The following is a 23,570-nucleotide window of genomic DNA, read 5'->3' as shown; positions in this document are numbered from 1 at the left end:
TCGGAATGCTTGTATTTGACTGCGAAAAAGAATATGTACTCCAAACCTTGACTATTCAATGAATCCAGACTACTCAGAAACTTACATCAATCATCCAACGTGGGGTTTACTATATAGGATCTGTATGGTTGATGATAACCAGGATCTTTTCACTACACTTTATGCCCAACGCTTATTTTTTTTGGTAACAAGTGACGTTAAAGGTATTAAATTTCAGTCTATTGGTAGGACTGAAGCCAGGATGATGCTGGAAAATCGTTTACGTACTTTGCGTCGCAGTGGTAAGTCCCAGGAGTACGATCAACTTCAGAGTGTTTTCCAACGCACCTTCCAATGAGTAGTTCGATTAGTCAACGTATTGTTACCATTCGCGCTTCACTTCCTGCCTCTGTTCGGTTGATTGCTGTTAGTAAGCAAGTTACGACTGAACTGATGCGGGAAGCATACACCGCAGGAATTCGTGATTTTGCTGAAAGTCGTATCCAAGAAGCTGCCAGTAAACAAGCTGAGTTGCAGGATTTGCCGGACATTACTTGGCACTTTATTGGAAATTTACAAAGTAACAAAGCTAAAAAAGCTTTGGAATTATTTGATTGGATTCACTCTGTTGATAGTCTCCAGATAGCCCAGCGTTTAGATACCCTAGCGTCACAACTAGGTGTGACTCCCTTGGTTTGTCTACAAGTCAAAATTCTCCCCGATCCTAATAAGTCTGGTTGGATGGTATCGGAATTATTAGCTGACTTGGAGGCACTAAACCAATGCAAAAATTTACAAATTCAAGGTTTAATGACAATTCCACCCTTTGGGTTGGATCATGATGAAATTTCAAGTATCTTTAATCATACTCAGAAATTAGCTAAGGAAATTGAATCACAACAATGGTTGCATATTAAAATGCTGCATCTATCAATGGGTATGTCTGGAGATTATCAATTGGCAGTGCGAGCAGGTGCAACAATGGTAAGATTGGGAACAATTTTGTTTGGAAATCGCTCCTAATCTTTTAGTGTTTAGTTGGATACAAGGATATAGAAATAAGCATAGTATAATTTCCTGAGAAGTTCAGTGCCTGTTGCCAAAGAATGTGTTTAAAGATATAGTGTTGAGAAATGTAATCACTAAGAGAAAATTAGATGAAAGGGACTTTTCGTTACTCAAACATTAGGATATAATCTTGACTCATTGTTATGCCCATATCAGGTATAGTCTTTTCTAGCGCAAAATTTCTTGATGAAAACCTGTACTAGAGGCTACAAACAGCAATAAAATTGCTCAAGGCAGCAGCTACTATACTTACTGGCTACCAAAATTTATAGCCAGATCAATTAAGGTAATTTCCACTAGGAGCGTACAAAATGAACAATATATTTTCCAAGCTTAGGGACTTTGTGGGATTGAATGAGCAAGTAGAATACGAATATTACGAAGAAGAACCAGATAGTGATAGTTACCAAAATCTGTATCAGCAAGAAAATCCTCAACCCACTCCACAAGAAACCCCTGCTCCCAATCGACGTTGGCGCGAAGGTACCTCTACAATGGGAGATGAAGTAGCAGCAGGATCAAAGCCTATGAGTAATGTGATTGGTATGCCAGGCGCAATTAACGGAATTTCTGAAGTTTTAGTTCTCGAACCACGTACTTTTGAAGAAATGCCCCAGGCAATTCAAGCATTACGTGAGCGTAAATCGGTAGTTCTAAATTTGACAATTATGGACCCTGATCAGGCTCAACGTGCTGTAGATTTTGTAGCTGGTGGTACTTATGCTCTAGATGGACATCAAGAGCGCATTGGTGAAAGTATCTTTTTGTTTACACCAAGCTGTGTACAAGTGAGTACTCAAGGTGGTTTCTTACACCAAGTTCCCCAACCACCAGTACGTCCAACCCGTCCCGCAACCACAACTACTCCAGCTTGGGGCAGTGAAGTTAATCGGATGGCGCAATAATGAAGTTGAATTAGTCATTTGTCCGTTGTCTTCATGCTCATGACAAATGACAAATGACAAATAACCAATGACTAATGAATATTAACTAAATGACTATTAAATTTGGTTTAATTGGCGGTGGGGTAATGGGAGAGGCTCTATTATCCCGCCTTATTGCGCGTGGAATTTATCAAGGCGCAGAAGTGATTGTCAGTGAACCCCAAGCGGCTCGCCGGAGTTTTTTACAGCAGCAATATGGGGTAGCTGTAACGAGTGATAATTGCTTGGTTTTCGCTGAGGTTCAAGAAGCTGTGATGTTGGCGGTGAAGCCCCAGGTGTTTAGTGCGCTCGCTCAAGAATTAGCAGATATATTACCTATAGAACATTCACCTCTAATTATTTCTATTTTGGCGGGTGTGCTTTTAAAACAGCTAGAAGCCGCATTTCCCCAAATGCCAGTAATTCGCGCTATGCCCAATACACCCGCTACAGTGGGAGCAGGAATGACGGCCATTTGTTTAAGTGCTTACACCCACCCAAGCCACCAGCAAAAAGCACAGCAAATTTTTTCCGCCGTGGGGGAAGTGGTAGAAGTTGCAGAAACCCTCATGGATGCGGTGACAGGTTTATCTGGTAGTGGTCCGGCTTATGTGGCGTTGATGATAGAAGCTTTGTCTGATGGGGGAGTTGCAGCGGGTTTACCTAGAGAAGTAGCTAAAAAATTAGCTTTGCATACGGTATTGGGAACGGCAAAACTCATAGAAGAAACTAAATTACACCCCGCAGAATTGAAGGATAGAGTTACCAGTCCTGGGGGGACAACTATTGCCGGAGTGAGCGAGTTAGAAAAGGCTGGGTTTCGTTCTGCCTTAATTCAGGCTGTGAAAGGTGCTGCTCATCGTTCTCAGGAATTGGGGAAAGGGTGATAGGTGGTGATTGTTTAAAAATTTTTTTTGTGTTTTATTACGTGAAACTAATATAGGAAGGTGATCGCTTGAGCAGTTGAATTACAAGCAGATAAACTTTAGAAATTTGTAGTGGTGCTGGTTCAGCAACAATTACCAGTGTCATTATGCAAGACTAATAAAATATATATTAGCTTTTATAGTAATGTAAGTTTCTAGTTACGGAATACTCAGAATAATTAACCACCAATTACCAATTACTAATTACCAATTACCAATCAGGTTATGATAGTAGATAGTCTGGATGCAAAAGATGATTGAGTGAACTATCCCGCCCCGTCTTCAGAAATTAACTTAGGGTCGATTTTTCCCTTTGAACTGGATCAATTCCAACAGGAAGCGATCGCCTCCTTGAATGCTGGCCGCTCAGTAGTTGTCTGTGCACCCACAGGTTCAGGTAAAACATTAATTGGGGAATACGCCATTTATCGAGCCCTAGCGCGAGGGAAACGAGTATTTTATACCACACCCCTCAAAGCGTTATCGAATCAAAAATTACGTGACTTTCGAGAGAAATTCGGGTTTGATCAGGTTGGACTGTTAACCGGGGATGCCTCCATTAACAGGGATGCCCCAATTTTAGTCATGACCACCGAAATTTTCCGCAATATGCTCTATGGCACACCCATAGGACAAATTGGCATCTCCTTGGTAGATGTGGAGGCTGTTGTCCTGGATGAATGCCACTACATGAATGATCGCCAACGGGGTACGGTGTGGGAAGAATCAATCATCTATTGTCCCCATGAAGTGCAACTTGTCGCCCTTTCCGCTACTGTTGCTAACAGTGACCAACTCACCGATTGGCTAAATCGTGTTCATGGTCCAACAGACCTGATTTATTCCGATTTTCGCCCAGTTCCCTTAGAATTTAACTTTTGCAATCCCAAAGGACTCTTCCCCCTCCTCAATGAAAGTAAAACCAAAATTAACCCCAGGCTGATTAAACGGGGTAAAAAAGGACCAGGGGAAAAAGGCAAAGGCGGTAGGCCAGAAGCACTCAGTATCATTTATACCATCAGCCAATTAGAGCAACGGGATATGCTGCCAGCCATTTTCTTTATTTTCAGCCGCCGAGGATGTGATAAAGCCGTGGCAGAAGTAGGGGATTTATGGTTAGTCAATAATGACGAATCCCAAATATTACGCAGACAGATTGATGAATTTTTAGCTCGTAACCCAGAAGCAGGACGTTCTGGACAAATTGCCCCTTTGTACCGAGGAGTTGCAGCCCACCATGCCGGCATTTTACCCGCCTGGAAAGTTTTGGTAGAGGAACTATTTCAACAGGGGCTAATTAAAGTCGTCTTTGCAACGGAAACCTTGGCAGCGGGAATTAATATGCCTGCACGGACAACGGTAATTTCTACTCTTTCCAAACGCACCGATAATGGACACCGGTTGTTGAAGGCTTCGGAATTCCTGCAAATGTCAGGTCGGGCAGGTCGTCGGGGCATGGATTTACAAGGCTATGTGGTGACATTACAAACTCCCTTTGAGGGGGCAAAAGAAGCTGCATATTTGGCTACATCTCCAGCAGATCCCCTAGTTAGTCAGTTTACACCCAGCTATGGGATGGTGCTGAATTTGCTGCAAACCCATACTTTGGAACAAGCTAGGGAACTGATAGAACGCAGTTTTGGACAGTATATGGCAACGTTGTATTTAAAGCCAGAATACGACGAAATGGGGGAAATAAAAGCAGAATTAGCAAAAATTCAGGCAGAATTCGCAGCAATTGATGAAAATGAATTGGCGCTGTATGAAAAATTGCGACAACGGCTAAAAGTAGAACGTCATATTCTAAAAACTCTCCAAGAACAAGCACAGACAGATAGACAAGAACAATTGTCGATGATGCTAGACTTTGCCGTGTCTGGGACGCTTTTGAGTCTCAAAGATAAAAGTATGATAGCAACTTTGCCAATTACAGCAGTTTTGGTTGAGAAAGCCCCTGATGTTGGTCAAGCTTCTTATTTTGTCTGTTTGGGTCAAGATAACCGTTGGTATGTGGCAACAGTTGCGGATGTGGTAGATTTGTATGCTGAATTGCCCAGGGTGGAAGTGTCGCATGATATTTTACCACCAGCAGAATTGGCATTAAAAAGGGGTCAGTGTGTGTGTGGTAATCAAGAAACTGCTGCGATTGCTCAGAGTATACCCGACCCAGGGGAATTTATGTATATGCCACCAGAAGTTGTGGAACAACTTGCTCGGTTTAATGCTGTGCAAGCACAATTAGAAAATCACCCCTTACATCAATCAGGAAACATAGCCAAAATATTTAAAGACAGAGCGCGTTGTGTAGAATTGGAAGCCGAACTGGAAGAGTTACAAGAACAGGTAGAACAACAGTCTCAAAGACATTGGGAACAATTTCTGAATTTAATTCAAATCTTGCAGCAGTTTGGCGGTTTAGATAACTTAGTACCCACAACACTGGGACAAATGGCTGCTGCGATTCGGGGTGAAAATGAATTATGGTTAGGTTTAGCGATCGCCAGTGGTGAACTAGATAGTTTAGACCCCCACCATTTAGCTGCTGCGGCTGCGGCCTTAGTGACAGAAACCCCACGTCCAGATAGTAAAGTACATTTTGACCTCAGTAGTGAAGTAGCTGATGCTTTGGCAAAGTTGCGGGGGATTCGTCGCCAATTGTTTCAAATACAACGACGCTATAATGTGGCACTGCCTATTTGGTTAGAATTTGAATTAATCGCCATTATCGAACAGTGGGCTTTAGGTATGGATTGGGTACAACTATGTGCAAATACCACTTTGGATGAAGGTGATGTAGTCAGGCTTTTACGCCGGACTCTAGATCTATTATCCCAGATTCCTCATGTTCCATTAGTCCCGGACTCTTTGCGGAAAAATGCTCAACGGGCTATGCAGTTAATTGATAGATTCCCTGTGAATGAGGCTATGGAGTAAACCTAAAACCTATAGATATCAATACTTGAAGAGTGTTCAAAGTTGATAATATCCAAAAAATAAGCCTTGATAACCCTCTTTCATCACTTTCGGCAATACAAATTTGAGACCTTTATTTAACAAGGGTTTTAGCGATTTATTAATGTTTCAAAATGTTCACCATATTTTGTTAGTAATAAAATGTTCAAACCTTTATACATCTGGAGCGTGAAAATTAGGAAATTATTTTTGTAATTCCTAGTTTGACGAAAGAGGGATAAGCTGTAGCGCATTTAAATTGGATAATTTGGAGGCTAAGACTCTTATAGAGCCTAGTTCGGGTTAAAATACTAGATGCGTGACAGCTTACCATTAAAACTCAAACACTTTATACATTTTGCCAAAAAATAAAAATCCCTAGAATCTTTTTCTGTTCCGTGTTTGCCCTTCCCTGTTCCCTTCTCGAAATGTGCAATTTATTTTGCACTACTACTTATATTGTGGACTAATAAGTACCTGGACAAAACTAATTAAACATTTTTAGGAAAAACAGAAATCTCTGTATTGCTTATATGTTCCCTTTTCCCTCCTCTAAATGTACAATTTATTTTCCACCACTAGTTAGCAAGTGAGAGACGACATGAATCAAAGAAAATATAGGAACAAATAAGCCGAATCCGATTACTTCATTCCATTGAAAATTGGTAAATTTCTCGAAGAGGAAGATTATAGATACAGGGAGTTTTTAAGTAAAAGGACCACATCTTCTTTGTATCACACAGAAGAGGAATCAAATTTTGTATAGCAATAAAAGAATTGACATAGAGAATAATTTTAAAGTTTGTTCTATTGTATACATTTTTAAATATTGCTAGTCGTTATACTCATTGCTAAGGTTCTACCTGGGAATTGATGAAGTGGCAAAACCACTTCATTTTTATTGTTCAAAGGCGGGATTTTCAATCATTAACTAGCTCATCACGCCATTTTTCGCGGTTTTCTCGTTTTTCTATCTCTCGCACCTCACCATCACGAACTCTCTCTAAATTCCAACTTCCCCATTTCAAAGCTTTCTGTCCTTCTAAGTGGTTAATGAATTGTACTATAGGCTGATCAAGCTCGATGGGAGATTTTAAGTTAAACTGAATAGTCTGGAAAATCTTACTATCATTTTTGATGAAGTATTGAGCTAAAAACTTACTCAGCCACAGGATAAAACGATTATAAAGCCAACCGAAAATACCACGGCGTTTTTCAGCAATAAAGATGATTAGACCTTCTGTTTTTCCACCTTCAATCAGACGCAAAGCAAACATAATGTGGAAATGTAAGAATTCTGTACCAACTGTCACCATTCCCGTAGTCCCATACCAATAGCAAAGATCATAAATCACAGGTTTTTTGTAGAAAGGAAATATCAGTTTAATTAACCAAAATTTAGGCTTTTCCTGTGTATGATTACTGAAGGTAATAGCATTTTCGTTCAGTTCCTGTTTTTCAAGATTAAATTCTGATAATAGATTGTGAACCGTATTAAAATGTTGCGCGTCTATAGCATTAACCATGACAACATTCGGGTGACAGTTTGTGATAAACTGTGAACCAAAAGCACTATCACATTCCTCAAGTTCTAACTCAGTAATAAATGGTAACGGTTGTTGTGGTGTTTCTCCAGTCCAAACCCAAACCAGCCCATATTTTTCTGCGGTAGGCCAAGTTTTGACTTTAACATTAATTGGTTCATCTAAACAAGGAACTTCAACACAGAAACCTTCTGTATCATATTTCCAATGATGAAAAAAACAGCGTAGTTCATTACCCTCAACTTTGCCTTCCGCAAGATGAGCACCCATATGTGGGCAGTAAGCATCAAAAATTACTGCTTGTCTATCTTCACCACGATAAATTACTAAATCTCTACCCAAAATTGTCACAGGTTTAACTTCACCAACTCGCAATTTTATTGAGGGTATTACCCAATACCACCCCTCAATAAAACGCTCTGGTTGATTGAAAATCTTAGGTTTCCTTGCGTAGTTCACATTTTCAGCGTTGACGTTCATTTTTAGGGTTTAACTAGCAGTCAAGCGGTTAATCTAGAAATATCATGGCAAGCTCAGAAAAACAGTTATCTTTGGTACTTCATGAATGGGGAATTAGTAATACATAACTAAGAAAAACTCTTACCTGTGACCTGTCTCTTATTGTATGTCATAATAAGAACAACAGTTGGGAATTCTATGGTGTTAATTCAAGATAAATAACTACTTTTAGTTGGTCAGGTAACAGAAAAAAGTGGCGTTCCTATCAGGACAATTCGCTATTATGAAAGTCTAGGGTTAATTCAATCATAAGCACGCACAAAAGGAGGCTATCGTCAGTTGACTGCGGATGTATTAACGAGATTAGTTTTTATTAAAAGAGCGCAACATTTAGGTTTAACTTTGGAAGAAATTCTAGATATATTGAAAGTCTATGATCACGGACAACCTCCTTGTTATGACATTCATGAAAAGTTGCAAGAAAAATTATTACAGATTGATCATCAAATTGAGCAATTATTAACTTTACGTTCAGAAATTAACCAATTACTTTCAGGTTGGCAGAATTTAAAAACTAAACTAGAAGATAGTATTTGTCCAATTATTCAGAAATAAATTAGGTGATTGGTGATCGGTGATTATTTATTTCCTCTCTCCTGCACGCTGAGTCTTGACTCCGGCAATGGACTTACTGAAAATAAACCACCATAATTCTATGCCCATTAAACCTAAACCACCAGTAGTTAGAGCAATTTTCACACCTAAAGGTTTTTCAATATGTTGCAATTGCTGATTGTGTGGTGAATGAGAATTGGATATTTTTGCTGATGCGGGGCTTGATGTCAATAGCACTAAACAGGCAAGCATCATCCAGAATTTTTTTTGATTCAACATTTAATTGATTCCTGCTTGAAAGTTACGCAATCTTAAAGCATTAGTAACTACAGAAACGGAAGAAAATGCCATTGCTGCACCGGCGATAATTGGGTTTAGTAACCAACCAAAAATAGGGTAGAGAATACCAGCGGCAATGGGAATACCAATGATATTGTAAATAAAAGCAAAGAGGAGATTTTGCTGAATATTATTCATGGTAGCGCGACTGAGTTGAATAGCGGTGACAATTGCTTCCAAGTCTCCAGAAATTAGGGTAATATCACTTGCTGCCATCGCTACATCTGTTCCTGTGCCAATAGCTATTCCCACATCTGCTTGCACTAATGCTGGTGCATCATTAATTCCATCTCCCACCATCGCTACAATTTTGGATTTTCGATGTTGAATTTTCTTCCCCAGTCCCCAGTGTTGCAATGACTTAATAATAGCTGCTTTTTGGTCTGGACGAACTTGGGCAAAAACTTGGGTAATACCAACTTGATGTGCGACCGCATCCGCTGTAGCGCGATTATCTCCTGTTAACATGACCACTTCTAAACCCAACTTTTGGAGTGCTTTCACCGCTTTGGCAGAGGAAGGTTTAAGGGCATCAGCAATACCCATTATCCCTTCTAATTGCCCATCAATAGCAATTAAAATCACCGTTTTCCCTCCCACTTCCCAACCAGGTTGATATTCTTGCAAAGAATCTGTATTAATGCCTAATTCCGTTAACCAGCGTTCTGTACCGATTTGTAACAAATGATCATTAACAATTCCTTGTACACCACTCCCAGCAATAGCTACAAAATCCTCAACTTCTGCTAAACTCACCTCTTGAAATTCGGCATATTTTACCACTGCTTCCGCTAAAGGATGCTCAGAATTTCTTTCTACAGATGCAGCTAACTTTAACAATTCCAGTTCATTTTGATTTACTGTACCTTGAACAGTGGCAAAATCTGTAACAGTCGGTTTACCTTGAGTTAAAGTCCCGGTTTTATCAAGGACAATAGTTTGAATTTTGTGTGCTGACTCTAAACTTTGAGCATCTTTAATTAAAATGCCATTTTCTGCACCTTTACCAGTTCCAACCATCACAGAAGTAGGAGTGGCTAAACCCAAAGCACAGGGACAGGCGATAATTAACACACCCACCATTGTCATCATTGCCAGAGTAAAGTTACCTGTCAGATTAAACCAGATTACAAAAGTTGCGATCGCGATCGCAATTACACCAGGTACAAACCACCCCGTCACCTGATCCGCTAACCGTTGAATAGGTGCTTTTGAACCTTGCGCTTCTTGTACTAATCTGACAATTTGCGCCAGAAATGTATCCTTTGCTACCCTAGTTGCCCTAAACTTAAAACTACCAGTTTTATTAATTGTCGCTCCAATTACTTCATCTCCCGGTTGCTTCTTTACAGGTAAACTTCCACCCGTTACCATAGCCTCATCCACCGTCGAACTCCCATCAATAACTTCCCCATCAACCGGAATTGTTTCCCCAGGACGCACCAAAACCACATCATTAATTTTCACGTCCTTAATAGGAATATCTATTTCCACCTCATCACGCATCACCCTAGCCGTTTCCGCTTGCATTCCCATCAATTTGCAAATAGCTTCGGAAGTTTGTCCCCTAGCACGATGTTCCAAAAACCTCCCCAAGAGAATTAATGTCACTACCATTGCTGCAACTTCATAATAAACATGAGTTTGCAAACCCTGGGTAATAAAAAAATCAGGGAAAAGCGTAACCACTAAAGAATATAAATAAGCTGCACCTGTACCCAGTGCAATTAAAGTATCCATAGTTGCTGTATGGTGTTTCAAAGACTTACACCCATTACGAAAAAAAGACCAGCCACACCAAAATTCTACTGGTGTTGTTAATACCAACTGCAACCAAGGATGATGTAAATAATCTGGAACAAAAGATAAACTTAACCCCATCATCATCGGTAAGGAACCAAAAAATAACAGGCTACTAATTACACTACATGTCCATAATTTACGTTTTAATTCTTGTTGTTCTGCCAGCCGAATTACCTGTTCGGAATCATCTTCATCTTGTTCTTCTAGTAGCGAAAAAGAAGAATAACCAGCAGCATCAATAGCAGCTTGAATTTTTTCTACATTTGTCTGTTTTTCGTCATAATTAATAGTTGCTTGTTCTGCACCAAAGCTAACACTGCAATCAATCACACCAGGAACTGCAAGTATTGCCTGTTCAACATTATTAGCGCAGGAAGCACAACTCATACCCCGAAGTTTGAGAGTGAGATTATCCATATAAGGAATAGGGAATAGGGAATAGGGGAAGCAGAGGTACGAAAAATTAACCTTCCACCTCAAGGTTTTTGCCTTTTTCCACTGATAACTGATAACTGATAACTGATTTTTAAGCCGGAGGATAACCAGCAGCAACTAATGCTTGTTTAATTGCAGTTTCTGAAGCTTGAGTATCTACATTAACAAGCTTGGTTTTAGGGTCAGCTTTAACATTAGCGTTAGCATCTATAGCTTTGACTGCATTGGTAATATTATTGGCACAAGCAGGACAAGCCATTCCTGGAACTGTAAGTTTGATTGTCATAACTTTAAATGAGTGAAAGAAATTAAGATTCAGATGGAGACAACTGTTCCAACTTTTGAATTTGAGCAGTTTGCGTTTTGATGATAGCTTGAGCGAAGTCACGAATTTGTGGCACAGTAGCAGTTTCGGAAGCTTTCTTGGCCATGTTCATACACATTTGCTGATGTTAAATCATTCCTTGCAGAAATTCCTGGTCAAAGTTAGGGGAATTTTGCAAAGATTCTAAACTCATCATTTTTCCCATTCCCTGACCTTGACCCATTCCCATACAGTTCATGGCATTAGCAGTAACTTCTGTGCGATACAACTGTTTGTACAAAGCTTGCAATTGCTCAATTTCTTTGGTTTGGTCGGTTTTGATCTGGGTTGCCAATACTTTGATTTGCGGATTTTTCGCCTTCTGTAACGCCAAATCCGCGATTTTTATCGTTTTTTGGTCGTGGTGAACCATCATTTTCACGAAATGCTGATCTCCCTGCTGCTGCGGACTGGTGTTAGTCTCACTAGCACGGGTAAATGGTGACTGTTGGTTTTGTTGGGCTTGGACGCTGTGGTTTAGGGATAAAGCAGCAAGTAAACCTAAAAGACCAGAATTGACGGATTTGTTAAGCATAGCTGTTGCTCTTTCCACTTCCCAAGGAAGGTTGAGGGCATTTCCGCTAGAAATTAGTAAATTATTGTTGGTCTTTACTAATTTTTGGCTGAGAGTCCTATTACATTCAGTTTAAACCATCCAGTTAGCTAGAGAGTCTAGAGAAGCTTGACAAATCTTAAAATTCTGAATTGATCTCTGTCACCTGTCACCTATTTACATATACCCTAATAGACCTGTCAGGAAAATTAACTTGGTGTGAAAAAAATGGTAGAAGGAAATTTTGACCGTCTACCAAAAGGAAAAATCCACTAAATTAACTATATTCAAGAATATCCACATCGTACAAAGCAAATACAGGGAATAACTAACCATCAGTTTCAAGACTTGTTAGCCCAAGGTGAAATGCAGCATAAAAGACTTCAAGAAAAACTTCAAGGTGACATAGAAAGTAAAAAGATAGGTATAAATCAGAAAGGAGCAGGGGGGAAAGGGAAACTAGAGATAAAAGAATAGGTATGTCTATCCTTGTTCTATTTGAGGAAGATGCCAACATTTGAGGTTTTAGGTTTACATTTCGGTATATGGAAAACGGAAGCAAAGGACACATTTCATTACTAGCTAGAGATATTACGAGATGTTTTCCCTCCTAGTCTCCGTGAACAGGTAGAAAAACATGATAGCGATTATGCCATGGCGACTCAGAACAAAAGGCAGGAAACAAAGAGTTTTCCACCAAGGGTATTTTTGTTGAACACGTCATTAGACTTGTAAAAATATTCCGGGTACCTCAACAAAGATTTCCCCTGAATTCCCCAATTTACTCACAAGTAATTCTTACTAACTATTTGTGGTTTAGTCACATTAGGAATTGGTTCATTAGTTTTGCCCATTTCATACATGTTATGGATATGAGGTCAGTTATGAATTCGTCATCAACATCTTTATGGATAGTCCCTATCATTAACTATTCCCAACCCTTATTCTTTCCTTGGCTCTTTCATAATCTTAACACTATGGAAAGCCACACACATAAGCCTTTCTAAATTTTCCAACGTGTCTAATGACCTGAGACTGCAAAAACTTCCTTGGCATTTGTGGGATTTACTAGAACGCTATCCCAAAGCTCAAATCGCTCTGAGTGCGCCTAGTTATGAATAAGTTAACCGCAGCCAACTACAGGAAATGGCAGGAGTCTTTTTACAAGCACAGATGATTTATAAAGTAAATGTTTAGGAGAGAAGAGGAAGTAGCATAATTCTAGTCATAAGAGCATATATAGCCCCTTCGCTCATTTGTGTTAAACGCTCATAATCCTTGCTTAGACGATGATATTGGTTAAACCACCCAAATGTTCTTTCTACTACCCAGGGTTGTGGTAAAACTTTAAATTCTTACTCAGTAGGTCCTATGACTTCAACATGAGCTTGAATCATGAACCAAACTGCAAGTCCAAATTTATCACCTTCATAACCGGAATCAACCCATAAAACTTGGACTTTTTCCAATAATTCTGTGGGTTTCTCTAGCAGTTCCATTAGTGCATAGGCAGCAAGTATTCGTTCTGGGGCATTCGCTTCACTAACAACAACTTTCAACACAAGTCCCAGGCTATCAACTAAAGTATGCCCCTTTCTTCCTTTTACCTTTTTACATCCGTCAAAACCATACACATCCCCTTTTTTTGGTCAGTGTTGACCGACTGACTGTCTGCGGCGAGCGCGGTAGGTTGTGTTGATTTACCTAATTCCGAGCGAACTTGACCACCCAATGTATGGTTGAATTTTTCCCAAACCCCCTGGCCCTGCCATTTACTGTAATAGCTATATACCGTTGACCTTGGCGGGAAGTCACCTGGAAGCATATTCCATTGACATCCAGTTTTCAAATGATAATAGATGGCATTACATATTTCACCCATATCTGTTGTGGGTGGATGCCCTCCTTCTTTGGCTGGTGGAATCAATGTGGCCAGGATTTCCCACTCCATATCAGTTAAGTCTGTGGGGTAAGACTTTCGTTCCATCAGTAGCTATGTAAATACACTACATCTTATGTATCCTATCCTTCCAACATTCCTTTTCTACTCCCCTTTACATTTAGTTTATCAATAGCCTCTTAGTCAGTTGTTGAGTGCAGGTTTAGATGGACTGCCTCTGTTATGGGCTTGGAATGTCTGGGGTGAAGTGATTTGGATTTGGAGTTGGGCGATAACAGGGAGTTTACTTGCTGCTTATTTCCGACAACCCACTTATTTAGGCTTGGCCGTTGGGGCAGCATTGCTGAGTGTATACGGGATTTGCCTGATAGTATTAATACTATACAGTTGTTGGATTGCCTTCATACCTGCGGCGCTCACTTTAGGAAGTAGTGCAATTATCTAAATAGCTGCCATTAAACCTGTAAAATCAGCCTAAAAACGCAAAATTTCGCGCTCATATTCGTCTGGAAAAGGCATCACTTCCCAAACCCAGCCTTCACCCGATTCCAACATCTCCTCCACAGACAATTCTTCTACAGGTGTTGTTGCTATATCTTCATCGTTAGGAAATGGTTGTAAATCTTACGTCAACAATCTGAGTTGAAACCCAACAGGAATCATCCTTCTTGGATTAGTGCTGGCGTAATTCAAAGCGTCAAATTTGTTCTTCCAGATTGGCTTTTTGTTCTTCCAGATTGGCTTGAGGTAAAGTTTTTAACTCATAAGTATTAGCTGCTACTATAATTTGCCGGGATAAGCCTCGAATAGACGCTTGGCTTTTTTGACTTCTCATCCCCGAAAGCAAAGCTGTAAATTGTCGTAGTTCCCAGCCTACTTGTTGAGAAAAATTCGATACATTTTCCTGAAGCGATATCCCTGTAGATACTGATTATGCAATTCCTTGGCACAACTCATATAAGCATTATCTGAAACCGCCATGAGCTATTAATACTCCCCAAAAGGAAAAAGGAATATCTAAGGGGGGAAACACGTAAAGATGATGCTAAATCTGCTGGTAACTTATCCAATAAATTATCTTATTCTTGTCCATCAATAGGAGCATCCACAGAAATAGACTTGGGATATAAAAAAACACGCACAGCTTGAGCGCAATTACTCAGCCATTATTCTATCTTTTCTGGAGTCAGTTGGCTCAAACTTTGTGGATTATTATAAAGTTCAGTAATTGTTTGCCACGTCGTCATATTAGTTTTTCCCAACTGATGGATGGTTGTGCTGTTACTGGTATAGAGTTCCTTAAAACATTCCCAAGCCAATACATAATTATTGATTATTTGACTGCTAAAACCTGCATTTTCCAAAGAATTTACCAATCGCCTACGAGTGATTTTATGTAGCAACGCCCAATTTGTGCAGATACCTGCTTCCCTCTATCTGACGGAGTGAATCTATGAGACAAAGCTCAAAAGCATATCTCGCATAGCTTTTTAGATTTGTGCTGTATTCGGGATTAAAATTTTAATTTTTGAGAATTTTGTCAATACAGGAAATAGCAATTTGAAAATAATCAGCAACAGAAAATTGACTGATAAAACTTTTACCTATTTAGGACAGTCAGTAGCATACCTCTTGTAAATAAGCAGAAATATGTCCCACAGAAAGGGAACTGGAATCAAAGTCCCCCTTTGTTAAGGGGACTTAGGGGGATCTAAAAGTTTTTGATACATCACTAAGGACTTTTCAAACATCCTCTAAATGGTGCGATTACTAATGCAATTTTTCAGGAAATTTACGGTATTAAACTAATGGGAGGGATAAATTTTACAGGTTACTCCAGCACAAAAAATTTTTTCAGCCAGCCCTAATTAACAGATATTCATTGGCTTATATATCTGACTAGAAAAACTAATAGCTTAATTTGCAGTTATTTTCCAAAATCGTAGTTATGGCTACATACAATTATAGAAAGTATAGATAACACTAAAAAAAGATTGTACTGGAAGAAACCATTTTGAGAACAACCTTTTGTGTTCTGTGTTTATCTTCTTATCTTGCGGAAAACCGTATATAGGAGTCTATCTTCTTCAGAAATTTACCTGAGTTTAATAATCTAAAATTCCCCTGGTTTGATCTTTTAGGCTATAAGTTACCCCACAAGATTGAGGCAGGTATTAACGAAAGCCTGTCATTATCCAATATAGGCTAAACGCAAAGGAGTTTACTATGCATCAACAAATGTGCTGGTTATCTAAGTCCAGTGGCGATGGAGATAAAATTTTGCATTTGCAAACTGCACCCGGTCAACCTTGGCGGCCTTACACGGCGTTTCCTCAATTTTCAGTTGCAGATTATCAAATACCAGGTGGTTCTAAGGGCTGGGCAACTTATCAAAAACTCTTGAAAACATTCTGGAGTTTAGTTCCTAGCCCACACGTAAATGAGTTTAGCAGTAATTTGGCAGAGTCAACCGTGGAGAATTAATAACTTCTCCAATAGCCATCACCACGGGGATCTGCTGCTCCTTCTAAATTACCATTTTCTGTAACAGCGATTCGCATTAATATTACCCCAAGGGTGCAGTTTCTTTGATTTTATGTCCCTGAAGGTGTAAGTCTTGCAAGGTTAACGCATCTAAACCCCATGCATCTGCACGCAACTCATCGGGTAGCCACTGGTGATGTATGCATGGGAGAGATACGGTGGCATCAACATCCATTTTCGATTCCAAAACATTCAAGATGACTTGCAACACTCCGGTGATAATACTGCTACCACTGGTTGCACTTGCTGTTAACAGTAAGCAGTTGTTTTAAGATGGGCATTGCCCATCCTACTTTGCGTTCTCTTTGTGAGATAAATCAATCCATTAATCAAACTAAAACTGCTTCAGGAATAGCACCTTGCATTTTTCCGAAAGCATCTATTAAAGTTTGCAATTGTTGTTCGGCTTTCAACACACCTAAACCTCTTGCTGTCACCTTTCCACTGGAATAAACAAAGCGATTTCGCATAGTTTCAGTCAAATTTTCTGCTAACAAATTCCAAGCTGGTTCTTCCATTGGTGTTTCTAACACAATATGCTGTTTGTTCTCAGGTTTAATGCGGCTAAATCCTATATTTCTCGCTAATTGTTTTAATTCCATAACTCGCAAGAGTTGATTTGCTGGAACTGGTATAGTTCCATATCTATCAGTCCATTCCGCGGCAATGGATTTTAATTCTTCTTTGGATTTTGCAGTTGCTACTGCACGATAAGCACTCATTTTTTGGTCAATATCGGTAATGTAAGTGGAAGGAATAAACGCGGTGAGATTAAGGTCAATTTGGGTATCATCAACTTTGGGTATTTCTTGACCTCTAATTTCTCGAATTGCTTCCTCTAACATTTCCATGTACAAGTCAAATCCGATTGCATCCATTTGACCTGACTGTTCTGCACCTAACAAGTTACCCACACCACGAATTTCCATATCTCGCATTGCTAATTGATATCCAGAACCGAGTTGGGTAAATTCTTGAATTGCTCTTAATCTTAGTCTGGCTGCATCGGATAATTCACGCTGTTTATGATAAAATAACCATGCGTGAGCTTGTATTCCTGCACGTCCCACACGACCACGTAATTGATATAATTGAGCTAAACCAAAACGGTGAGCATCTTCAATTAAAATTGTGTTAACTCGCGGAATATCTAAACCGGATTCAATGATTGTTGTGCAAACTAGGATATCAGCGTCATTATTTCCGAAGGTGAGCATGGTTGATTCTAACTCGCTTTCTTCCATTTGACCGTGTGCGATTGCAAATCTTCCCCCCGGTATCATTTCTCGCAAATTTGCAGTTGTTTCTTCAATTCCCTCCACTCGCGGAACTACATAAAAAACCTGCCCTCCTCTATCTAATTCTTGCCGAATTGCACTTCTGACAATTTCCGGGTTTAAAGGTGCAAGATGGGTTTGAATTGGTCTTCTGGTGGGAGGTGGTGTGGTAATTAAACTCATTTCCCGAATGCCAGATAAAGACATATACAAAGTTCTGGGAATGGGAGTCGCAGAAAGAGTTAAAACATCAACTTGAGTTTTCAGGCTTTTGATTTTTTCCTTTTGATTCACACCAAATCTTTGTTCCTCATCAATTACCAACAGTCCCAAATCTCGAAATTGTACACCTTTACCTAATAATTGATGTGTCCCTACAACAATATCTAATTCTCCAGTAGCCAGACGCTTTTGAATATTACGCTTTTCTTCCGCACTACGAAAACGATTAAGTAAACCCACATTTACAGGATAAGGTGAAAAACGTTCTTTGATTGTGTGATAATGTTGTTGGGTTAAAATAGTTGTTGGTGCTAAAACTGCGACTTGTTTACCTGCGGTAACAGCTTTGAAAATAGCCCGAATTGCAACTTCAGTTTTACCAAAACCCACATCACCACACACTAACCGATCCATCGGTCTTTCACTTTCCATATCCCGTTTCACATCTTGCACCGCTTTTAGCTGATCGGTGGTAGCTTGGTATGGAAAAGAATCTTCCATTTCTTCCTGCCAAGGCATATCTGCGGGATAAGCAAACCCTTGTTGTTGCGATCGCGCAGCATACAACTTTAACAAATCTACTGCTAATTTCTTAATCGCCTTACGGACTTTATTCTTGGTATTATCCCAAGCTTTACCCGTCATTTTATGTAGTGCGGGTGTTTGATCTCCACTGGTTCTAAACCGAGATAGAGAACCAACTTTATCAGCAGCAACTTTCAACAAACCATCGGCATATTGAATAACTAAATAATCACGGGTTTCATTATTAATTGTTAAACTTTCTAGTTCGACAAATTTACCAATGCCGTGACTACGATGAACAACAAAATCTCCTGGTCGTAATTTATTGGTATCAACTTGTTTAGATATAGCTTTGCGACGTTTGCGGACATAACCAAAATCCGCTAAGGAATGTTGTCCATAAAATTCGCGATCGGTAACAATAACAAGACGGAAAGAAGGTAAAATGAAACCTTCTAATTCTGCTAAACCAGAATATTTGAGTGCAATAGGCGTATGATTTATTTGTAGTTTACCAATCGCTTGATAATCACGGGGATTAGGGATAAACTGGGCAGGACAATCATGTTCTTGGAGTAGAGAAACAGAACGGGAAGGTTGAGCAGAAATTAGCCAAACTGCAAACTTGCGATCGCGTTCCTGTCTAATTTTCTCAGCTAACTTGGCAAACTGGTGAGGTGTTACAGGTAAAGGTCTACTAGCTAAATTAGTACCGCTGTTTTCTTCCGCTAATTCTGATAAATATAACTTTTGAAAATTTCCAGCTTCATCTAAACACTCATTAAAAGTCCGATGAATTTTGGGAACTTGCTGAGATTCTTCCCCAGTCCCAAGTCTCCACTGACTATCCGCATTTTCCACCCAGCGAGCGCTATGGGCATGACACTGTTCTACCTCATCAATGGCAATAAGGGTATTTGCTGATAAATAATCTAAAAGTGAAGCGGGTTTGGCAAAAGCTAACCCTAGAAAACGCCTGCTTCCCTCCAGTCCTAAATTTTCCAAATCATCTACATCAGAATTTAAGTCAGCACTCAACACACGAAACTCAGAACTCTGTTTGAGTGCTGCCAAAACAATCCCTGAAAAACTTGTTGGGGTAAGAAATATTTGTTCAACTTTATCTAAAGCAGAACGTTGAGTGGCGGGATCAAATTCCCGAATTTGTTTGATTTCATCCCCAAACCATTCCAACCGCACTGGTAACTCCGAGGAAACAGGAAACACATCCACAATATCTCCCCGTCTACTCCATTGTCCTTCCGTTTCCACCAACGGCACCCGTTCATAGCCCAAACTGGTGATTTTTTCACTGAACTCATCTAAATCGTATTCCAGACCCTTTTTTAAGGACAGACAAAAAGATCTAAATACCTCTAGAGGTGGTAAATGCGGTTGTAATGCGCCTACAGTAGCAATAATGGCCGTATTCCTATTAGGTAACTGACTACTGACGACTGACCATTGACCATTGACCAAATCGGCTAAAACCTGCATTTGTCCCCAACTTAACTCAGTTTCCGGGTCAAAAGGTTCATAGGGAGAAGCTTCTGCGGCAGGGTAAAAATGCACAGTTTTCCATCCCATCGCTTCCATTTGGGCATAAACCCGTCCGGCTTCTTCGAGAGTGGCACAGACCACGCACAAATCCCTACCCTCATTGTTGGCTAAAGCTGAAGCTACCAGACCCTTGGGTAAACGGGAAATGCCATTTAACCGCAATTCTTGGTACTTTTTGAGTTTGGTAATTAGTTCGGCGGTGAGAGGTGATCGCGCCAAGGCACGCACAATAGAAGAAAAGGCCATAAGTTAATACTAGAATTACAAGTCTTGAGAAGTGCAAAAATTTTAGATGTTATATAACCATTTTAGAAGCCAGATGAGGGATATGGGGGAGATGAGAGTGGTGGGGAGAACAATGTATTACCTCCTGACTCCTGATTTCTTACTCCTGAACTCCTACTTATTCTCTGTTCCCTTTACATTAGATACTAAGAATCAAGCTACCTTCGCTTTTTATAGCGGCAATTTTAAAAATGTCTTCCATCAGTGTTGAAATTCTCATTATCTTGGTGCTAATCTTTGCCAACGGTGTATTTTCGATGTCCGAGATGGCGATAGTCTCCGCACGGAAGGTGCGATTACAGCAATTAGCTAATCAAGGCAACCTCAATGCCAGGGCTGCATTAGAACTAGCCGAATCTCCCAATCATTTTCTGTCCATTGTCCAGGTTGGAATTACACTGATCAATATTCTCAATGGTGTATTTGGTGGTGCTACCATTGCCCAAAGGCTAGAAGGCTATGTGAAGCTAGTTCCATTCTTAGCTGGTTATAGCCAACCCATAGCTTTTAGTTTAGTTGTATTACTAATCACCTATTTTTCCCTAATTGTCGGTGAACTCGTACCTAAGCGGTTAGCATTAAACAACCCTGAACGAATTGCAGCAACTGTTGCTATTCCCATGCGGGCTTTGGCTGCTTTAGCTTCCCCAGTGGTGTTTTTATTAAGTGCTTCTACAGAAACGGTGTTGCGAATTTTGGGAATTACACCTTCAGATGAACCGCAAGTTACGGAAGAAGAAATAAAAATTTTAATAGAACAAGGGACGGAAGCGGGAACTTTTGAGGAAGCAGAACAGGATATGGTGGAAAGGGTATTTCGGTTAGGCGATCGCCCTGTAACTGGTTTCATGACACCCAGACCGGATATAGTTTGCTTAGACTTAGAAGATCCCGCAGAAGAAAACCGCCAAAAAATGGCCGACAGCGCCTATTCTCGATATCCAGTTTGTCAAGCAGGACTAGATAACGTCCTGGGAATCATCCCTGTTACGGACTTATTAGCCAGAAGTTTACGCAATGAACCCTTAGACTTAACCCTAGAATTACGTCAGCCTGTATTTGTACCGGAAAGCACTCGTGGTTTAAAAGTTTTGGAGTTATTCAAGCAAACAGTAACTCACATGGCCTTAGTAGTCGATGAATACGGCGTAATTCAAGGCTTAGTAACTTTAAATGACATCATGAGTGAAATCGTCGGTGATGTTCCCGCCGGACCCGGACAGGAAGAACCACAAGCTGTACAACGGGAAGATGGTTCTTGGTTAGTGGATGGAATGTTACCTGTAGAAGAGTTCTTGGAACTTTTTGGTCTCGAAGAACTGGAAAATGAAGAAAGAGGAAATTATCAAACATTAGGCGGTTTTATTATCACCCATTTAGGGCGTATTCCCGCAGCCGCAGATCATTTTGAATGGGATGGTATACGTTTTGAAGTTATGGACATGGATGGCAACCGGGTAGATAAGGTATTAATTATGCCAAGAGTACCTAATAATAGGTAATAGGTGATTGGTAATAGGTGATTGGTAATTGGTAATTGGTAATTGGTAATTGGTAATTGGTAATTAGTAATTGGTAATCGGTGAAAGATTATTTTTAGTTATTTTACCGATTATCTTTCGATTATCTTTGCTTGTTAGAGTCCTCAATGATGTAACATTTGAGGCTGATCTTAAACAGCCAATATGTTGTTGTATTTTCTTATTTGGAAGTCCCTAAATCCATGCCTATGTTGACAGCTTTGGCCGCAAATTGAATCATCTCTTCTCGCTCTATACTGTTTTCATCGTGTGGAAATCCTCTTTTTACACTGTCAGTATAGTTACTGCTCTATTGTACAACGTGGCGGTAAAAATAGGCTTTTCCCATTCTGCTTCTAGCTTGCTATGTGCTCCCATCCTTTTTTTAGCTTGTCTAGTAGCGCACTATTGGCAGATTTAGCCTCATCCAAGTTAATAAGCAAATTACTGTGATATCCCATAATAATTTTCTCCTGAATATATTTTTTACCCATATCCTATCATCGTATATATATATTAAATATACTACGTTTCTAGTCCTTAAGTCTGCGACAATCGCTTCACCTCTGCACCCCCTAATATATCCTGGGCTTTCACCAACATCTGCGGTATTTTTTCAGAGTGGGGACTATTAACAAGACATTCTCGCAAATCGAATTCATTGAGTTTATCAGCTTTATTGCTAGGAAACTAGGAATTACCATTACCTAAGAGGTAATAGCGCATTTTCCCATACTCCATCATGTCATAGGCTAAAGCTAAATCTAACAACCACAAAATTACGCAAATATTTATTTTTCCTGGTGTTTTTTCCCAAGTTGGTAACTTCTGTTCCCAGGTTTTGAGCCAAGGTTCTCCTAAAATTTCTATGGCTACATTTTCTAAAATTTTAAGAATTGGCTGTAGAATTTCTTCACTTTTATCTAACAAGTTCAATGTTTTTAACTGTTCATCAAAATCACTTGGTTTTGCTGCCCCAATACTCGAAGTATGCACCTGGGGATGACTTAAACAAAATAAATCATTAAATACCATCGTACTCAATGGACTACACAAATTAAATAATTTTTCCGATAGTTGATATAATAATCCACCTTTATTAGACGGGCTAATAATAAATACGCCCATATCTAATTTTTTAGCAGCTTCAATAGCAGACAAATTCCATTGATTAATGTAGCACCAGTGTAAGTTCACATAATCGAATTTATTGGTATTAATTCCCTGTATAATTAAATCTGTAGGACCATCAGTAGACAAACCAATAAAAAATCTAATCTTTCCTTCAGATTGTAACTCTTCTACTACTTCTAACCAACCACCTACACGAATACTATAGATCCCAAATTTCAGCATTATTAATTCCATGCAAACCAAATAAATCAACATAATCTAACTGGAGATAAGCCAAAGATTTTTCAAAGGTCTGGCCAAATTCTTGGGGAGCTGCAACAGGAGAAACTTTAGTTTGGACAATTAACTTTTCACGGGGAAACTGAGGGAGGATTTTTCCCAACTGCATTTCTGAAGTTCCATAACCTCTTGCAGTTTCAATATGAGTAATTCCTATTTCTAATGCACGACGAATCACTGCTTCTAGGTTTTCTTGATTATCTTGAGGAATTTTCTCTGGTCTCACATCTTGCCATTTAAATTGATATCGCATTCCCCCGCAAGAAAATACGGGCATTTGTAATTCTGTGCGTCCAAATCTTCTATACAACATCATATTTAAGATTCTAATTTTTAATTTTTCAGGTGGGCATTGCCCACCCTA

At 39.6% G+C, this 23,570-nt stretch carries 16 protein-coding genes and 5 pseudogenes; 11 read left to right on the top strand and 10 right to left on the bottom strand.

Translation table 11 applies throughout. The annotated features are described in order from the left end of the window. Positions 1 to 58: 58 nt before the first annotated feature. From pipX to AAZO_RS21020, 5 genes are all read left to right on the top strand, one after another. Positions 59 to 337 carry a transcriptional coactivator PipX gene (gene pipX / locus AAZO_RS21040; RefSeq protein ID WP_013192742.1) on the top strand — a complete coding sequence of 93 codons (279 nt, stop codon included), beginning with the start codon at positions 59 to 61 and terminating at the stop codon, positions 335 to 337. Continuing rightward, the gene (locus AAZO_RS21035) at positions 334 to 1,002 is read left to right on the top strand and encodes a YggS family pyridoxal phosphate-dependent enzyme (RefSeq protein WP_013192741.1); all 669 of its coding nucleotides are present in this window, start codon (positions 334 to 336) and stop codon (positions 1,000 to 1,002) included. The genes pipX and AAZO_RS21035 overlap by 4 nt, the downstream gene beginning before the upstream one ends. A 356-nt stretch (positions 1,003 to 1,358) precedes the next feature. Then, a complete protein-coding gene (locus AAZO_RS21030) occupies positions 1,359 to 1,952 on the top strand; it encodes a cell division protein SepF (protein WP_013192740.1) in 594 nt (197 codons plus the stop codon). Between the two features lie 89 nt (positions 1,953 to 2,041). Beyond that, positions 2,042 to 2,857 (top strand): pyrroline-5-carboxylate reductase, encoded by an 816-nt coding sequence (proC, locus tag AAZO_RS21025; RefSeq protein ID WP_013192739.1) that lies wholly within the window; start codon positions 2,042 to 2,044, stop codon positions 2,855 to 2,857. A gap of 300 nt (positions 2,858 to 3,157) precedes the next feature. After that, positions 3,158 to 5,830 carry a DEAD/DEAH box helicase gene (locus AAZO_RS21020; RefSeq protein WP_013192738.1) on the top strand — a complete coding sequence of 891 codons (2,673 nt, stop codon included), beginning with the start codon at positions 3,158 to 3,160 and terminating at the stop codon, positions 5,828 to 5,830. Between the two features lie 938 nt (positions 5,831 to 6,768). On the opposite strand, the gene AAZO_RS21015 is transcribed toward AAZO_RS21020, so the two are convergent. Further along, positions 6,769 to 7,872: an aromatic ring-hydroxylating dioxygenase subunit alpha gene (locus AAZO_RS21015; protein ID WP_013192737.1), complete on the bottom strand. Its 1,104-nt coding sequence runs from the start codon at positions 7,870 to 7,872 to the stop codon at positions 6,769 to 6,771. Positions 7,873 to 8,049: 177 nt separating this feature from the next. Between AAZO_RS21015 and AAZO_RS21010 the strand changes: the two are divergent. Then, a pseudogene (locus AAZO_RS21010) lies at positions 8,050 to 8,466 on the top strand (heavy metal-responsive transcriptional regulator). Positions 8,467 to 8,493: 27 nt separating this feature from the next. Here AAZO_RS21010 and AAZO_RS21005 read toward each other — a convergent pair. From AAZO_RS21005 to AAZO_RS20990, 4 genes and pseudogenes are all read right to left on the bottom strand, one after another. Then, positions 8,494 to 8,745, bottom strand: coding sequence for a hypothetical protein (locus AAZO_RS21005; RefSeq protein WP_013192736.1), 252 nt, complete (start codon positions 8,743 to 8,745; stop codon positions 8,494 to 8,496). Then, positions 8,746 to 11,025: a heavy metal translocating P-type ATPase gene (locus tag AAZO_RS21000; protein WP_013192735.1), complete on the bottom strand. Its 2,280-nt coding sequence runs from the start codon at positions 11,023 to 11,025 to the stop codon at positions 8,746 to 8,748. It abuts the gene before it with no gap. 109 nt (positions 11,026 to 11,134) lie between these two features. Further along, positions 11,135 to 11,329: a heavy-metal-associated domain-containing protein gene (locus AAZO_RS20995; RefSeq protein WP_013192734.1), complete on the bottom strand. Its 195-nt coding sequence runs from the start codon at positions 11,327 to 11,329 to the stop codon at positions 11,135 to 11,137. Positions 11,330 to 11,351: 22 nt separating this feature from the next. Continuing rightward, a pseudogene (locus tag AAZO_RS20990) lies at positions 11,352 to 11,942 on the bottom strand (DUF305 domain-containing protein). 366 nt (positions 11,943 to 12,308) lie between these two features. On the opposite strand from AAZO_RS20990, the gene AAZO_RS41735 reads away from it, so the two are divergent. Further along, positions 12,309 to 12,437 carry a hypothetical protein gene (locus AAZO_RS41735; protein WP_266886556.1) on the top strand — a complete coding sequence of 43 codons (129 nt, stop codon included), beginning with the start codon at positions 12,309 to 12,311 and terminating at the stop codon, positions 12,435 to 12,437. A gap of 12 nt (positions 12,438 to 12,449) precedes the next feature. Beyond that, positions 12,450 to 12,542: a transposase family protein gene (locus tag AAZO_RS39650; protein WP_228371335.1), complete on the top strand. Its 93-nt coding sequence runs from the start codon at positions 12,450 to 12,452 to the stop codon at positions 12,540 to 12,542. 611 nt (positions 12,543 to 13,153) lie between these two features. On the opposite strand, the pseudogene AAZO_RS31725 reads toward AAZO_RS39650, so the two are convergent. After that, a pseudogene (locus AAZO_RS31725) lies at positions 13,154 to 13,947 on the bottom strand (IS5 family transposase). Between the two features lie 100 nt (positions 13,948 to 14,047). Between AAZO_RS31725 and AAZO_RS20975 the strand changes: the two are divergent. After that, positions 14,048 to 14,305 (top strand): hypothetical protein, encoded by a 258-nt coding sequence (locus tag AAZO_RS20975; protein ID WP_187289546.1) that lies wholly within the window; start codon positions 14,048 to 14,050, stop codon positions 14,303 to 14,305. Positions 14,306 to 14,557: 252 nt separating this feature from the next. On the opposite strand, the gene AAZO_RS35780 is transcribed toward AAZO_RS20975, so the two are convergent. After that, a complete protein-coding gene (locus AAZO_RS35780; RefSeq protein WP_187289545.1) occupies positions 14,558 to 14,695 on the bottom strand; it encodes a hypothetical protein in 138 nt (45 codons plus the stop codon). Between the two features lie 1,391 nt (positions 14,696 to 16,086). On the opposite strand from AAZO_RS35780, the gene AAZO_RS20960 reads away from it, so the two are divergent. Further along, positions 16,087 to 16,344 (top strand): hypothetical protein, encoded by a 258-nt coding sequence (locus tag AAZO_RS20960; protein WP_013192730.1) that lies wholly within the window; start codon positions 16,087 to 16,089, stop codon positions 16,342 to 16,344. Here AAZO_RS20960 and AAZO_RS31720 read toward each other — a convergent pair. Together AAZO_RS31720 and mfd are read right to left on the bottom strand one after the other, a co-directional pair. After that, a pseudogene (locus AAZO_RS31720) lies at positions 16,341 to 16,645 on the bottom strand (gamma-glutamyltransferase); the annotation flags it as partial. The gene AAZO_RS20960 and the pseudogene AAZO_RS31720 overlap by 4 nt on opposite strands. Before the next feature lie 88 nt (positions 16,646 to 16,733). After that, positions 16,734 to 20,234, bottom strand: coding sequence for a transcription-repair coupling factor (gene mfd / locus AAZO_RS20950; protein WP_013192729.1), 3,501 nt, complete (start codon positions 20,232 to 20,234; stop codon positions 16,734 to 16,736). A 230-nt stretch (positions 20,235 to 20,464) separates the two neighbouring features. Here mfd and AAZO_RS20945 point away from each other — a divergent pair, with 230 nt between their 5' ends. Continuing rightward, positions 20,465 to 21,775, top strand: coding sequence for a hemolysin family protein (locus AAZO_RS20945; RefSeq protein WP_013192728.1), 1,311 nt, complete (start codon positions 20,465 to 20,467; stop codon positions 21,773 to 21,775). Positions 21,776 to 22,333: 558 nt separating this feature from the next. Here the strand turns inward: AAZO_RS20945 and AAZO_RS20940 are convergent. Continuing rightward, positions 22,334 to 23,519: pseudogene (locus tag AAZO_RS20940) on the bottom strand (aldo/keto reductase). Positions 23,520 to 23,570: the final 51 nt, after the last annotated feature.

It is taken from the genome of 'Nostoc azollae' 0708, from assembly GCF_000196515.1.
In the GTDB taxonomy this organism is placed as follows: domain Bacteria; phylum Cyanobacteriota; class Cyanobacteriia; order Cyanobacteriales; family Nostocaceae; genus Trichormus_B; species Trichormus_B azollae.
The sequence above is the reverse complement of the archived record's forward strand: the minus strand, read 5'-3'. Positions and strand labels throughout refer to the sequence as shown.